This window comes from Luteolibacter yonseiensis (assembly GCF_016595465.1).
In the GTDB taxonomy this organism is placed as follows: Bacteria; Verrucomicrobiota; Verrucomicrobiia; order Verrucomicrobiales; family Akkermansiaceae; genus Luteolibacter; species Luteolibacter yonseiensis.
Genome location: NZ_JAENIK010000012.1, coordinates 231,421 through 245,119, shown reverse-complemented (window position 1 = coordinate 245,119; position 13,699 = coordinate 231,421). Strand labels below are relative to the sequence as shown.

The following is a 13,699-nucleotide window of genomic DNA, read 5'->3' as shown; positions in this document are numbered from 1 at the left end:
GGCATCCATCTGTTATCAAATAAAACCATGAAACCATACCTCACCAAAATCACCCGCGCGGTCCTCTGCGCCGCCGCCCTCTGCCAACCCTTGCTCGCGCAGGCACCGGACAGCACCGAGCCGATGGGCCAGAAGTTCGCCGAACCCAAGGCTGCGAAGGCGCTGCGTGTCCTGCTCGTCGGTTCCGGCAGCTCGCATGACTTCCCGAAGTATTTCCTCGGCACGGACGCCGTCACCCTGAAGGCGGTTCCCACCTTTGACGTGGCGGCCACTCCCAACCTCGAAGAAGCCCTCGCACTTCTTGAAAAGGCCGATGTCCTTGTCTTCAGCGGCAACCACGACCAATACGGCAAAGATGAATTCCAGGACGCGCTCAACAAGTTCGCCGACGCCCGCAAGGGCATCGTCCTGCTTCACGCCGCCACCTGGGATCACTCGGGCTGGAAGGGATACAACGAGCGCTTCGTCGGAGGCAAGACCCCCAGCCACGGCAAGGGCGATTTCGAAGTGACCGTGAAGGACACCAAGAGCCCGGTCACCAAGGGTGTGCCCGCCACCTTCAAGATCTACGATGAGAACTATCGTTTCGAAATCGGGAACAAAACCAAGGTGGACGTCTGCTGCTACAACGCCCCGGACGGTGGCAAGGATCCGCTTCCAAGCGTGTGGACGGTGAAGGACAAGAAAACCCGCATCGTCTGCATCACCCTCGGCCACGACGACAAGGCGCACGACAATGCCGCCTACAAAACGCTGCTGGTGAACTCGGTGAACTGGGTCGCCGGTCGCTGAACCATTCCGAAGACTATCGTCCCAACCGCCGTGGCTGGAATGCCACGGCGGTTTTTTATATATGGGTTCAGACGATGGAGGATCCTACTTCCTTACTGTAACAGGAATGACCTCCCGTTACCGACCCCCGACCAAACCGTATCACTGGCCGTATTTGAAAGGGTCCTGGAATTTTGGATCGGTCGTTACGGTCCTGTCCGTGAGTGTCTTGAGAAATGCGACCAGCGCGGCCTTCTGCGCCGTCGAAAGATTCAGCCTGCGCGGAACCACCGGCTGGGGTGGTTGCCCCGGACCGGGAGGAGGCCCTTCACGCAAAGGACCTGAAAGATTGGGATGGGCCACCACTCCCGTGCTATAGAACTCCACCACCTGCTCCAGCGTGGCGAACCTGCCATCATGCATGTAGGGGGCCGTCAGTTCGATGTTCCGGAGCGAAGGAACCTTGAACAATCCCTCATCCTGCGGAAGACCCGTGACATCACCGATCCCTTTGTCCACATAGGGGTTTTCCAAACCGTTGTTGAAAACATTGTTCGGCACGAAATTGTCGGTGCCGTGGCAGCTCGCGCACGAGGGAGCTCCGCCGCCCGGGCCGTTGAAAATCTGCCTCCCCTGCTGTTCCTGCGCGGTGAAGTTCGAAAAATTCAGCGGCACCCCGAGGTCATATTTTGAACGATAGGATACGATCGATCGCACGAACTGGGCAAGCGCCCTCGAGATCCGTTCGGATGTCACCTGCTGGCTGCCGAATGCCCGGTTGAACAAATCCTGGTAGAACGGCTCCGCCGCGAGGCGCGCGTTGAGGGCCGGAAGCGTCATTCCCATTTCCACGCTGTTCTGGATGGGTTGCAACACCTGGTCCTCCAGCGTCGCCGACCGCTCATCCCAAAAGAAGCGCGCCCGGGGATAGTAGCGGGCGCTGGTAAGGCCCATGGAATTACGGGGAGTGTGGCCACCTTCGAAACCCACGCTGAGGCGGGCGGGATCGGAGAAGCCGTGGGCAGCCTGATGGCACGATGAACAGGAGACGGTTTGGTTGAGAGACAACCGCTTGTCATAAAAAAGCACCCTGCCAAGTTCGGCACCGGGATCGGTCGTCGGATTGGTAACCGGCGTGTTGTTCTGCCCGGTGATGATCGGGACGGTCAGGTGGGACGGCAGCGGGATGATGGAAAAATTGGCGGCCGCCGCTCCGAGGCCGAGTGCGGATGCCACGGTGCTGGTGACATTCTGTTGATCCGCATCGTAGCCCGCCCGGTAAAAATAACTCCGGCCGTCCGGCTCGATCGGGAACAGATAGCCGTAGCGTCCGTTGGGAACCTTCGTGGTCGTCACGGGGAACCAGTGGATCAGGTCGGTCGAACGTTCGACCTGCCAGGTGTGGTTCCCCGGATCCGTCAACTCCATGCTGACCACTCCTGCTGTCGAAGCGGGGCGAAGTTTGAAGCTTGAGGAAGCCGGTATCTGGGCGGCTATGGTCGCACAGGTGGCGAGGATTCCAACGGCGATGTAGGAGGGTTTTTGTCGCTGCATGAAATCACAAAACACCGCTTGGTTTCGTGACCTCAATCAACTTTACACCCGCTTAACACCCGGGATCGTATTTTACCAAATCTTAGCAAAAGCAACCCTGAAGAGCCGCACGACAGCCTGATATGACACAGGCGTTCACCCCGTTTTTTGAAAACCACCGCCTTGGAGCGCGGCGGGTGCATGCCACGGCATCGCCCGCCGCCCCATCCTCACGCGGGGATCAAATCCTTGACCGCCTCGCGCTCCTCCAGCAGTTCGGCGATGGTGAGATCGATCCTGCCCTGGCTGAAGTCGTTCACCGGGACACCTTGCACGACCTCCCACGTGCCGTCCCCGCGGGTGCGGATCGGCATGGAGGCCATGATGCCCTTTTCAATACCATAGGAGCCATCCGAACAGACGGCGACGGAATGCCAGTCTCCTTCCGGTGTCGGGGTGATCAGGCTCTTCACCGTGTCGAGGGCGGCGTTCGCGGCGGAGGCGGCGGAGGAAAGTCCGCGGGCCTTGATGACGGCGGCACCGCGCTGCTGGACGGTGGTGATGAACTCCCCTTCCAACCACTCACGGTCCGTGATGACCTCGGTCACGGGACGACCGTCGATCCTCGCGTTGGTGAAATCCGGGTATTGGGTGGCGGAGTGGTTTCCCCAGATGCAGAGGTTCGTGACCTTGGATTGGTGGACGCCGGCCTTCCGGGCGAGCTGGCTTTTCGCACGGTTCTCATCGAGCCGGGTCATGGCGAAGAAACGGTCCGCAGGCACTCCGGCGGCGTTGTTCATGGCGATCAGCGCGTTCGTGTTGCACGGGTTTCCAACGACCAGCACGCGCACGTCCTTGGCGGCGTTCCTCGCGATCGCCTGGCCTTGACCGGTGAAAATCTTGCCATTGATACCGAGCAGGTCGGCGCGCTCCATCCCCGCCTTGCGAGGCACTGAACCGACGAGCAGACACCAGTTCGCATCCTTGAAACCTTCGTCCAGATCGGCGGTGCCGATGACTTCGTTGAGCAGTGGAAACGCGCAGTCATCCAGTTCCATCATCACCCCGTTGAGAGCGGGCAACCCCGGCTCGATCTCGATGAGCCGGAGGTTCACCGGCTGGTCAGGGCCGAACACGAAACCAGAAGCAATGCGGAAAAGGAGAGCGTAGCCGATCTGGCCAGCGGCACCGGTGATGGAAACGGTAATGGGAGTTTTCATAGAATACTCCGCCAAGCTATGAAGCCACGATCGATTGGTCAACAGGGGAAAAAACATATGGCCATGGGCGGCCACGCCGACATGAAAAAAGGGATGCCGGAGCACCCCTTTTTCATCATGATTCACCGCCCATCTGCCGGCGGACAGGCTGGAACGCCAAGGTCACTTCTGGTGCAGGTAGTTCCAGATGGCTTCGAACTGTTTCTTCGCGTCGCCATCAAGCACGTCGGTCCGTTGCGACTTGTTGTCCTGTGAATAGCGCGGCATTTTCGTACCCGGGATGACGGCCTGCGGATTGTCCATCCAGCGGTGGTAGTAATCCTCGCGGATGCGGTTCGGGAAGAGTTTGAAATTCACACCCTCCACCTCGAAGGCGGCGGTTGGTTTCATATCGCCGATTCCGTGGCAGGTCGTGCAGCCGAAACCGGTGGCGCTGACAAGATCCTTGCCGATTGCGGCCAACGCGGGATCCACCTTCACCTCGGCGGGCTTGTCTGGCGCGTGGCCATGAAGCTTGGAAAATCCGTTGGCCAGGCCTGTGGCCTGGTTCTTGAAAGCGGGCATGCGCATCGCAAGCCACGGCCGGGGCCTTGGCTCGGTGGTGCCTGCGATCATCGATTCGATGGCGGAGGTGTAGAGCATTTCCCCGGTGAACGTGAGCTGCGGACGGGTCTGGTCCACCCGCTCGTGCAACGACTTGATATGGGCCGCGAGTCCGGCCGTCTCGCCGTGAAAGCCGTTAAGCAGCGGTTGTTTCGAATCGATGGCGTGGCAGGCCGTGCAACGGAGGGTCTCAATCTGGCGGGTGGTGTATTCCGCCGCAGTGTCACGGTTGAGTGAATCCGCGCCAGTCTTGGAAAACGCGACGAGTGCGGCGCGATCCTTGTCGCTCAAGTTCAAGTGGGGCGATTTGCCCAGCTTGTCAGCCGGGGCGGCACAACCACCTGCGGCCCAATCCTTCTTGAACAGACCGTCCAAGGGGATCGGGAATTTCGTGGGGTCCATCGGCTCACCCGCGTGGCAGGTGCCGCATTGGAGGGATTCCGCCAGTTTCGCACCACGGTCGGCATCCCCCTTCGGAAACTCCTTGTCGAACTTGGTTTCCTTGCCTTTGGAAGCTTCGGTCAGAAACGCGGCGATGCTGTTCGCCTCCGCATCGGAGAGGTTGAAATTCGGCATCTTGATGGCCGGATGATAGGTGTCCGGAGACTTCAGGAATGCGACGAGCGCGCCGGGAAGGTATTTCGACGCGACGTTGTTCAGAGGGACACGGCTCGGGTCCGTCACGCCCTTGTCAGGTGCGTTATGGCAGGCCACGCAGCCCAGCTCGTGGAAATGGGCTCCACCTTCCTCGGCAAGTTTCGCGTCTGGCGCGGGACCGGAGGAAGCGGTTTTCAGTTTCACCAAATGGGCTGCCAGATCACTTGCCTGCTGACGGCCCTCTTCCGTGGAAGCGTCCACCAGGGACGGCATATGGGTGGTCGGTTTGAGCGTTTTCGGATCAGCGATCCAACGGCGCAGCCATTCCTCCGAGGTCCGATCCCCAATCCCCCCGAGAATCGGTGGAATCAACTGGGTCTCCGGCATCGTGGTAGGACCGGAATGGCATTTGAAACAATTCTGCGCGGCGAAGACCTCGCGACCGTGACGCTGGAGCTCGCCCAAGGTCGTGGCTTCCGTCGCCTCCGCCTTGAAAGCGGACGCCGGGATGGTCTGGCGTGGAAAGGATGCCTCTTCCCAGAAGATCCGGAATGTGGCGGTGCCATCGGGCTTGCTGGAATAGGAGATCTCCATTTCGTGTTCACCCGGGTTCAGACGGGTGGACTCCGAGCCTTTGCCGCCCAGGTCCCCTTCTTTGGTGAGCACGTCCTTTCCGGCGATTTTCAACGCAGCCTTGCCCTCTCCCTCGAAGGAAAACACCAGACGCATGCGCTTCGGCACCACGATCTTTCCTTTCCAGACCGCTTGGAACGGGCCGGGAGTAAGGAACGGGGTTGCCGGTTCTCCGGCCTCGATGGCGAGTGCGGGAAATCGGTCCAGCCGGGAATCGGTCGCGACATCCCGTGTGAAGGTGGCGACGAGTTCGGCTTGCGCGGCGGAGGCGGCTAACAGGAGGAAGGCGGTGGCGTTGCGGAGCATGGGGAGCGGTATGAATAGAAATGTGGCGGGACCTATTCTTCAAACGGTTTCTCACGAAATCCGCTCCTGTGAATCTGCCCCGCCACGTAAGGCGTTCAAATCAAATCGGATCAATCCTTGTAAACGGTGCCATACATGGCGCCCTTGATGACTCCACCCTCGGTATTCTCGAGGTCGTAGGTCACTTTCAGGGTCATGCAAGGCTTCATGCCGGCCAGTTCCAGTTCGACGGTCTGGCCGTCCGGAAGCAGGCGTGCGGAGTCGATTTTCACCGTATCATGCACGTTGTGATCCTTGGATTCGCGGGTGAGGGCCTGCTCCTCCGCAGCCTTGTCAGGACGGTCCACGGAGAATTCACCGGATCCGTATTGCGGACCACGGACGTAATTCCAACGCTCGGAGCCGTAGCTGGTCGGGTCTTCGGCAAGCTCCTTGTCGAGCTTGGACGGGAACTTGAGGCGGATACCCTTCGGCGTGTATTCCATCTTCTCAGGAACCGGCACGACCACGTCGGCATTGTGACGGACGCGTTGGAACGCGCACTCGGTGGCGGCGTTCGTCTGCCAGCCGCGGAAGCCGAGCAGGTAGAGCGAGCCGTCCTTCTGGAAGCGGGCGCGCATGGCGGATGACTGGAGCGTGATCGGGAGTTTCACGACGCCGCCCTGGAGCGAGCCGTTCTTACGCGGTACGGGAAGCACTTCGTAAACCGTGGACTGACCGTAGGAAAGGTGGAGCATAGTTCCCGCCGCGACGCCGAAATTGGCACCTTCCGGCACCCAGACCTGCGAAGCACCCGAGTTGTCCACGGACATCGGCAGGTAGCAAAGCGGCTCGGTATAAGGAGCGCTTTTCAGGAACTGGCGCGACGCCTCGGTCCCGAAGAACACCGGCTTGCCAGGCTTGGTGTAGTTGATCTTGCAGGCAGGTTGGTTCGTGCCCTCGTTCTCACCCGTGGTGAGTTCGCCATTCGGTCCGACACCGAGGCCGCCCGGAGCGCGGAGGCCGGTCGCCACGATTTCGGATTTTTTCCCATCCGGGCTGATTTTCACGATCGTGCCGTTGTTCGGCAGGATGCGGTCGAAACCACGGCCACCACCTTTGACGGGGGATGCCTTGGAGAAATAGAAGTTCCCGGCCTTGTCTGTCTGGAGCTCGAAGGCGAACTCGTGGAAGTTCGGCGAGATGATGACGTCACGGTTGAAGACCTTGAAATAGTCGGTCTCACCATCGCCATTGAGATCGACGAGCTCGGTGATCTGGTCACGACCGTTGACGAAGATTTTGCCGTCAACGACTTTCACTCCGAGCGTTTCAAAAAGACCGGAAGCGATGCGCTGCCACTTGAAGTTGCTCCAGTCGCCCTTGAGTCCCTTGACCACCCACACATCGCCGTTCCACGAGCTCAGCGCGGCGGAATCCTCGTCGATGAAATCGAATCCGCCGAAACGGAGGTTGGACTTCCATGGATTGTCGTTCGGCAGGGTGACGACATCCGTCACATAGGGAGACTCCTTGTCGGAGGACACGGTGCCCTTCGTCTCGACGATCTCGGGATAGAGAGGTGCCCCGCCGGTGATGAGCTTCTTGATGTCAGGAGCGGCGGCCGCCTTTGGCTCGGTGCCACGGGCCAGGGCGATCTGGAAAACGCCGGCGGCGCCTTTCGGAATCTTCGCCAGAAGATGGCCGGGAGTCTTCAGTTCATAGTTCAGGGTGATGCCACCGGTGGTGGTCACGCCAAGACCGTCGGCGGACTTCGCCTTGTCCTTGGAAACCGTGAAATTGCCCTTTTCATCCGCAACGGTGAGAATGAGGTCCTTCGTGCGGGCGGCGACGAGGAAGGTCCGGGTGATGGTCCCGTTTTCACCGGAAACGACTTCGAGGATGTCAGTGCCGTTCACCGCGTATTGCAGGACGATGGTGCTGCCCGAGCGATAGTAGCCCTTGTAGGTCGCGTCCTTGAGATTTCCGAAACCCGGGATCTCGCGCTTGTCTTCGAAGGAACCGCCGGAATCCGCCCAACCGGGAGCGGAAGGAGTATTGAAAATCGCGTTCTCGTCAGCAAGCGAGATCAGCGGACCGTGCTGGCCCGTCCATGGGGTGCCCCCCCATTTGAATTTGCCTTGGTAAGCGGTCACGAGACGCAGCGTCTCGGTGTCGAAGAGAGCCCGGTGATTGTCGCCGAGGTCCAGCAGGATGCCCTTGAGAGCGGCAACACGCTTGGTTCCTTGGAAAGTATCCTCGAAGGTATTCGACCACGCGGGGCCGATTTTCATTTCTTCATACCATTCGGCGGCACGGGCGACCTGTACGACAGTGGCGGTGGCGGCTAAACACGCAAGTTGGGTTACAAATGACATCGGCGGGAGATTACGAAGAGTGCCGGAGAGGTCTAGCAAAGAATCTTCCCATTTCCCGCCAGAGCATACCATTTTTTGACCGGTCGGCCGAAATCCTGCTTCCCGAATGGGATTCCAACCCCTTTACTTCCAGACATGATCGACATGCTCGTGCGCCTTTACGACCTCCCGGAGTCCTCTGAGACCTATCGCACGGTTTCAGAAAAAGGTGTCACATTGCGCCGGGCCAGGGCCTTCGAGCGGCATACCGTTTCCGAATTTGTGAAGGAAAATTTCTCTCCCAAATGGGTTAGCGAGGTGGAGGTCGCCATGACACGCCAGCCGATCTCCTGTTTCATCGCCACACGGGACAAGAAAATCCTCGGCTTCGCCTGCCATGACACGACCCTGCGCGGATTTTTCGGACCTACCGGAGTTTCGGAAGATGCCCGTGGTCTGGGGCTCGGGAAAGCCCTGCTTTTCAAGTCTCTCGAAGCCCTCCGCGACATCGGCTACGCCTACGCCATCATCGGCGGGGTCGGTCCGAGGGAGTTCTACGCGAAAAACTGTGGAGCCATCGAGATCCCCGGCAGTGATCCGGGAACCTATACGGATCTGCTGCCGTAAGGAACGCGAAGACCCGCCTTGCCGGCGCCGGCCTGAGGTCAACCCTCCTTCACCGCATGCACGCCGATCCCGTGCTTCGCGCAAAGCTCGGCGACGCGTTCTTTTTCCAGCAGAAGCGTCCTGCCGGCTTCGATCGCGATCGAGCGCACCCCTGCCGCCGCGCAGGTCTCGATGGTTTGCGGGCCGATGACCGGGACGTCGAACCGGAAGTCCTGGTTTGGCTTGGAAACCTTCACCAGCATCACGTCCTTGCCATTTCCCAATTCGCCACCGCGCCTGATGCAGGCATTCGTCCCCTCGAACGCTTCCGCGGCAAGCACGGTGCCGTGACGGACCACCACGCTCTGGCCGATGTCCAGCGCGCTGGTTTGTTTCGCGATGCGGAAGCCGAACTCCGCATCCGCCAGCTGACGCTTTTTGAAAACCGGCCCGCACACCGGACCAGGGCCCGGCAGGTGATCATCCAGAAATGTCGTCGCTGACAGGAGAGTGATCCCATCCTTTGCCAGTTCGTCGCCGATCGCACCGAAAAGCGTCTCCGCATTCCGCTCTTTCACGCGGGCCAGCATCATCAGGATACGCAGGTCCGGCCGGAGGTCGAAGAGGTTTTTCGGGGAAATCTGTCCCATCATCACCGCTTCCTTCGCGCCCTGGCGGACGAAGAACTTGATGAGTTTCGAAAGTTGCCCGACGCGCACCCACTCCGTCGCATCCGCCAGTTTTTCCAGCTCGGGCTTCGTCTCGCCATGAAACGCCACCACCACCAGCTTGATCCCCGGCGACTTCCTGCGGGCCTCCGCGATGAAGGTCTCCGGGTAAACGCCGTTTCCAGCGATGATTCCGATGGTGCGGGGATGGGTCATGCGATCGTGTGTCGGGGAAAACCGGCTGTCGCAATGGATCATGAAAAGTAGCGGCTGTGGGACTCGAACCCACACTCGTTAGAACTCGATTTTGAGTCGAGCGCGTCTACCAATTCCGCCAAGCCGCCTTGGTGCGGCGGGAGATTGGCCGGACATTTTGCTCAGGGCAAGAGGATTTCTGGGATTATTCCGAAAGACGGTAACGCCGGTAATCCGGGTGGCGGCTCTGATGATTGATCGCGAGAATGCGGATTTCATCCGTTCCTGTCCGGTAAAGGACTGAATAGGGAAAACGCTTCAACACCAGCCGTCTCACATCGTTTTCAACGACGCGGAACTGCTCGGGGCAGCTTGGATCAAACTTACTCCATCATCAGAAGCGTCCAAAAACTGCCGACCGAGTCCTTGAACCCGATCTTCATAAAACCGGGCCGCATCGATAAGCTCCAGTTCGGCATCCGGATGGTAAATCAGGCGCATCCGATGGCTCTACGAGCGGCGTCCATCACTTGTTCGTGAGTGCGCCCTTCGACACCGCCACGCTCCATCTCGGCGTCCCGCCACATCGCCACCCGAATCGCCTCCGCGTCACTGAGGTCCGTGGATTGTTGGTCGATACTTTGCCAGAGCGCTTGTGCGAGAGACACCCGTTCGGCAAGTGGAAGCGAGATTGCTTCCTCGGCTAGTTCCCGCGTGGACATATCGGAAAATTAGCGACCTGGGAAGCATCTGTCAAACGGCGATGGCAAACGAAAACCTCTCCCCCGCCCTCACTCTTGCTTCACCGGGGTGAGCACGATCAGCCTCACATCCATCACGGCGGCGCCCGGTTTTTTCAACGCCCGCAGTTCGAGTTTCTGCGGTCCGGTTTTTTCAAATCTCACGCGTCCCACCACGCGTTCCTTGAAATTCTGGAAATGCCCGGTTTCCTCCACGACGAAACCGGCGGTCTGACCTGCGGTGGTGATCGAGACCTCGCTTCCGCCACTGCCCGGGCCACATCCCTGCCAGAGATGGATGTCGAATGTTCCCGGCCGGGTGACATTGAATTCCCACTCCGCCCAGTCCGCCGGATCCACCCAGAAGCCGAGCGTGTTTTTCTTCTCGGGTTCCTCATAACGGAGCTTTTCTCCGTGTGTGGTCGCCCCACTGGAATGCAGGATGATGCGGCCGTCCGTGATCTGGGCGGGAATGATGTAGTCACGTGACACGTGATCTCCTTTCACCATCTCTTCATGGCAGGCCGCGCACTTCGGCAGCCTTCCCCGCTCCGCGATCCTGCCCGCCGTGGCATCCACCGTGAAGAATTCCCAATCGCCCGTCTCCGGGAAATAGCCTTGTTCGCGTTTCCACATCCCGGTGAAAAGCTGCGTCTCTCCAGTCTCCGAAAACTTCTCCTTCACCAGCAGGCTGCCCTCGGGAAATCTGCCCCACGGATCGAAAACCGGAAGCACCGCCGGGGCATTCGCATAGGTGTGGAACTTCGCCTTCAGGTGGGGATTCTCGACAGGAATTTCTCCTGGCTTCAGCAGGACGGCATCGATGTTGCAACGCGAGATGACTTGGGCGGCCATGTCCACCCGGGTGGGAGTGATGCGCTGAAGCGTGCTCCTGCCCTTGATGTAGGCGAGCAACTCCGCGTCCGTCGGAGCCGCGGCGATGGCGGCGGATGACACGGAGAGATACAGGAGCCAGCTCATGCGGTGGTTCCTCACCATGCCTTCTCCCCTCTCGCGTCGAATGGCAGCCATAGCAGTGCGACGGTTTGTACTTTCACATCCGATTTGGCCGGCTTGATGGATTCCGTTTCCAGCGGAATGTTCGCCGCATCGTAGGATTCGGTGAGCTTGGAAACGCCAGCCTCCAGCTCGGCCTGGATGGTTTCGATTTCACCTGCGACTCCTTCCACCTTCGCTTCGGCATTGGCGACGTCCTGACGCTGTTTGTAAGCACCGGTCGCCTTGCCGATTGCTGACGATCCACGGGTGAGGGTACCCAGGCCCGCCTTGCGTCCGAAGACCGCACCAAGGATACCGCCGAGCACCGAAACACCGGCCTGGACCGTGGCGGAGCTGGATTCGGCTTTTTCCTTCGCGAGCTGGCCTTCCGCGGTGCGAAGGCGGCCTTCGAGGGTGGAGACCTTTTTCGCCGCAGTGTCTCGGAGTTTTTGAATCGCCGCGTCCCTCGCCTCACGAGCCTGATGGATGATGCGCGTGCGGAAATCCGCTTCGCTCTCGCCAAGCTTCGACCACTCCTTCAGCCCGGGGCTGGTGAAGACATCCGCGCGCTCATTGCGGTAGAGCCACTCGGTGAAGTCTTTTTCCACCTGCTTGTAGTTCGCGGCATTCATGGCGAATCCGGGTAGTTCTCCGAAGCCCGCCCCTCCCACGGGTTCGCTGTTGGATTCTTCCAGCTTCAGCGGTGGTGGCAGTATTTTCTCCCAATCAATGCCCGTGGCGGTGATAGGGTTCACCAGTTTTACCGTGCGGCTGCCGTCGAGATCCGCCTTTGCCGAAGAGAAGTGCACCACGCCGACGCGCAACAGGTGCGGCTGGTAAGTGATGTCCTCCCCCGCCCCGGCCGGTGCCACGAATATCTCGCTGATGCCCGCACCCACGTTCGGGCGTGATGCGGCGGAAGGTGCGGCATTCATGCCCGGCATGCCCATCGGGTTTTCAGCAGCGGCCGGTGCGGCGGCCTTTGTGAAATCCCCGCGCTTGGGGTCCATCAGCGTCTTGATCTGGCCACGGGTGAGCGGACCCGTCAGGTAGCTCATCACCCAGCGCACGTGGAAGACCACCGGGGAGTCCTCGTGCACGTTGTTCATCAGGAAGATGCGGTTGCCGAGACCGGAAATGAGTTTCTCCATCGTGCCCCGGTCGAACTGCGCGTTCTGCGATCCGGCGGCTCCTTCCAGCCCGTCGAGCACGCGGAGCTTGTCACGTTCGGTTTGAAGCCGGCCGAGGAACCAGGTGCCGATGTTGGAGAGCGCCTTGTAGTCCAGATCCACGGGGTTCTGCGTGGCGAGCAGGCAGCCGAGGCCGAACGCGCGGCCTTGCTTCAGGATGGTCATCAACGGTCGCTTGGACGGCGGATTGGCACTGGGTGGCAGATAGCCGTAGATCTCATCCATGTAGAGGATGGCGCGCAGCGAGGTGGTGCCGTTCTGCGTCCGCATCCAGCCGAGCATCTGGTTCAGCAGCAAACTCACGAAAAACATCCGCTCCGTATCGCCCAGATGGGCGATGGAGAAAATCGAGATACGTGGTTTGCCTGCGGAAGTGTGCAGCATGCCCGCGATGTCGAGTGGCGGGCCGTCGAGCCAGGTGGCGAAACCCGGCGAAGCCAGCAGATTGTTGAATTTCAGAGCGAGAGCCTGCCGGGGTTTCTCCGGCATGAAGGATTCCAGATCGATCACCCCCACCTTGTCAAAAGAGGGCTTCTGGATGTGGCGGATCAACGTTTCCAATGTCACGTTCTGCCCGTCCGCCCACGCCTTCTGGAAAATGGCGGCGACGAGCACGGCCTCCGGGCTCTGGATCGCATCGGAATCCACACCGACGAGCGAGAGCAGAGAGGACACCGTGCTCTCCACCCGCTCGTCCAACAGTTCCGCGTCATCCATGATTTCAAATGGCGGCACTTCCAACGAGCTCAGGATGCTCACCGGGATGCCCGCCTTGCTGCCGGGAGTGAAAATGTTGATGTCCACCTTGTCGCGGAACGTCGCGATGCGCGAAGGTTCCTGCCCCCAATCCGCCAGTCCCTTTTTCCACGTCTCCGCCGTCCGGGCGGCGAACTCATCTGGTGAAACTCCCTTTTTCGCGGCGTCTTCCTCGTTGATCCAAGGGCGGAAACTCGTCGCATCGAGATCGGGGAAAGTGAGCAGCAGGTTTGAAATATCCCCCTTGGGGTCGATGATGATCGCGGGGATATTGTCCATCGCCGCCTCTTCCAGCAGCGCGAGACAAAGCCCCGTCTTCCCGGAACCGGTCATGCCGAGCACCACGCCGTGGGTGACCAGATCCTTCGAATCGTAAAGGATCAGATCGTCCTCGATCTGCTTCGTTCCGGCATCGTAGCCCCGGCCGAGGTAAAACTGGCCCAGTTTTTCATAATCGCCGCTGGAAATGGTCATGATGCGACCATGCTGGAACACCTTTCAAAAAACTCCAGCAGGAAGATTGCCGGAACCGGTCGGTGGTGCGGA

10 protein-coding genes and 1 tRNA gene are annotated in these 13,699 nt (G+C 60.0%); 2 read left to right on the top strand and 9 right to left on the bottom strand.

Going from position 1 to position 13,699, the window contains the following annotated elements:
• The first annotated feature begins 27 nt into the window (after nucleotides 1–27).
• The gene (locus JIN84_RS16845; RefSeq protein WP_200352235.1) at nucleotides 28–792 is read left to right on the top strand and encodes a ThuA domain-containing protein; all 765 of its coding nucleotides are present in this window, start codon (nucleotides 28–30) and stop codon (nucleotides 790–792) included.
• Between the two features lie 141 nt (nucleotides 793–933).
• On the opposite strand, the gene JIN84_RS16840 is transcribed toward JIN84_RS16845, so the two are convergent.
• The 4 genes from JIN84_RS16840 to JIN84_RS16825 form a co-directional block, all read right to left on the bottom strand.
• Nucleotides 934–2,325: a cytochrome-c peroxidase gene (locus JIN84_RS16840; RefSeq protein ID WP_200352234.1), complete on the bottom strand. Its 1,392-nt coding sequence runs from the start codon at nucleotides 2,323–2,325 to the stop codon at nucleotides 934–936.
• Nucleotides 2,326–2,534: 209 nt separating this feature from the next.
• Entirely contained in the window at nucleotides 2,535–3,524 is a 990-nt protein-coding gene (locus JIN84_RS16835; protein ID WP_200352233.1) for a malate dehydrogenase, read from the bottom strand.
• A 162-nt stretch (nucleotides 3,525–3,686) separates the two neighbouring features.
• Complete coding sequence (locus JIN84_RS16830) at nucleotides 3,687–5,663, bottom strand: c-type cytochrome (protein ID WP_200352232.1); 1,977 nt, start codon at nucleotides 5,661–5,663, stop codon at nucleotides 3,687–3,689.
• A 110-nt stretch (nucleotides 5,664–5,773) separates the two neighbouring features.
• Nucleotides 5,774–8,020 (bottom strand): DUF6797 domain-containing protein, encoded by a 2,247-nt coding sequence (locus JIN84_RS16825; RefSeq protein WP_200352231.1) that lies wholly within the window; start codon nucleotides 8,018–8,020, stop codon nucleotides 5,774–5,776.
• Between the two features lie 135 nt (nucleotides 8,021–8,155).
• Here JIN84_RS16825 and JIN84_RS16820 point away from each other — a divergent pair, with 135 nt between their 5' ends.
• Entirely contained in the window at nucleotides 8,156–8,626 is a 471-nt protein-coding gene (locus JIN84_RS16820) for a GNAT family N-acetyltransferase (RefSeq protein WP_200352230.1), read from the top strand.
• Between the two features lie 38 nt (nucleotides 8,627–8,664).
• Here JIN84_RS16820 and JIN84_RS16815 read toward each other — a convergent pair whose 3' ends face one another.
• The 5 genes from JIN84_RS16815 to JIN84_RS16795 all read right to left on the bottom strand — a co-directional run bounded on the left by JIN84_RS16815 (nucleotide 8,665) and on the right by JIN84_RS16795 (nucleotide 13,627).
• Complete coding sequence (locus JIN84_RS16815) at nucleotides 8,665–9,489, bottom strand: LpxI family protein (RefSeq protein WP_200352229.1); 825 nt, start codon at nucleotides 9,487–9,489, stop codon at nucleotides 8,665–8,667.
• 48 nt (nucleotides 9,490–9,537) lie between these two features.
• Nucleotides 9,538–9,617, bottom strand: a tRNA-Leu gene (locus JIN84_RS16810).
• Nucleotides 9,618–9,959: 342 nt separating this feature from the next.
• Nucleotides 9,960–10,190: an addiction module protein gene (locus JIN84_RS16805; RefSeq protein ID WP_200352228.1), complete on the bottom strand. Its 231-nt coding sequence runs from the start codon at nucleotides 10,188–10,190 to the stop codon at nucleotides 9,960–9,962.
• Between the two features lie 69 nt (nucleotides 10,191–10,259).
• Nucleotides 10,260–11,189 carry a DUF5077 domain-containing protein gene (locus tag JIN84_RS16800; RefSeq protein WP_200352227.1) on the bottom strand — a complete coding sequence of 310 codons (930 nt, stop codon included), beginning with the start codon at nucleotides 11,187–11,189 and terminating at the stop codon, nucleotides 10,260–10,262.
• Between the two features lie 11 nt (nucleotides 11,190–11,200).
• Nucleotides 11,201–13,627 carry an ATP-binding protein gene (locus tag JIN84_RS16795; RefSeq protein ID WP_200352226.1) on the bottom strand — a complete coding sequence of 809 codons (2,427 nt, stop codon included), beginning with the start codon at nucleotides 13,625–13,627 and terminating at the stop codon, nucleotides 11,201–11,203.
• Between the last annotated feature and the right edge of the window lie 72 nt (nucleotides 13,628–13,699).

Coding starts and splice junctions, on each gene's coding strand:
- JIN84_RS16840 (WP_200352234.1), bottom strand. CDS start 2,325: ATGCAGCGACAAAAACCCTCCTACATCGCCGTTGGAATCCTCGCCACC.
- JIN84_RS16820 (WP_200352230.1), top strand. CDS start 8,156: ATGATCGACATGCTCGTGCGCCTTTACGACCTCCCGGAGTCCTCTGAG.
- JIN84_RS16815 (WP_200352229.1), bottom strand. CDS start 9,489: ATGACCCATCCCCGCACCATCGGAATCATCGCTGGAAACGGCGTTTAC.
- JIN84_RS16830 (WP_200352232.1), bottom strand. CDS start 5,663: ATGCTCCGCAACGCCACCGCCTTCCTCCTGTTAGCCGCCTCCGCCGCG.
- JIN84_RS16800 (WP_200352227.1), bottom strand. CDS start 11,189: ATGAGCTGGCTCCTGTATCTCTCCGTGTCATCCGCCGCCATCGCCGCG.
- JIN84_RS16805 (WP_200352228.1), bottom strand. CDS start 10,190: ATGTCCACGCGGGAACTAGCCGAGGAAGCAATCTCGCTTCCACTTGCC.
- JIN84_RS16825 (WP_200352231.1), bottom strand. CDS start 8,020: ATGTCATTTGTAACCCAACTTGCGTGTTTAGCCGCCACCGCCACTGTC.
- JIN84_RS16845 (WP_200352235.1), top strand. CDS start 28: ATGAAACCATACCTCACCAAAATCACCCGCGCGGTCCTCTGCGCCGCC.
- JIN84_RS16795 (WP_200352226.1), bottom strand. CDS start 13,627: ATGACCATTTCCAGCGGCGATTATGAAAAACTGGGCCAGTTTTACCTC.
- JIN84_RS16835 (WP_200352233.1), bottom strand. CDS start 3,524: ATGAAAACTCCCATTACCGTTTCCATCACCGGTGCCGCTGGCCAGATC.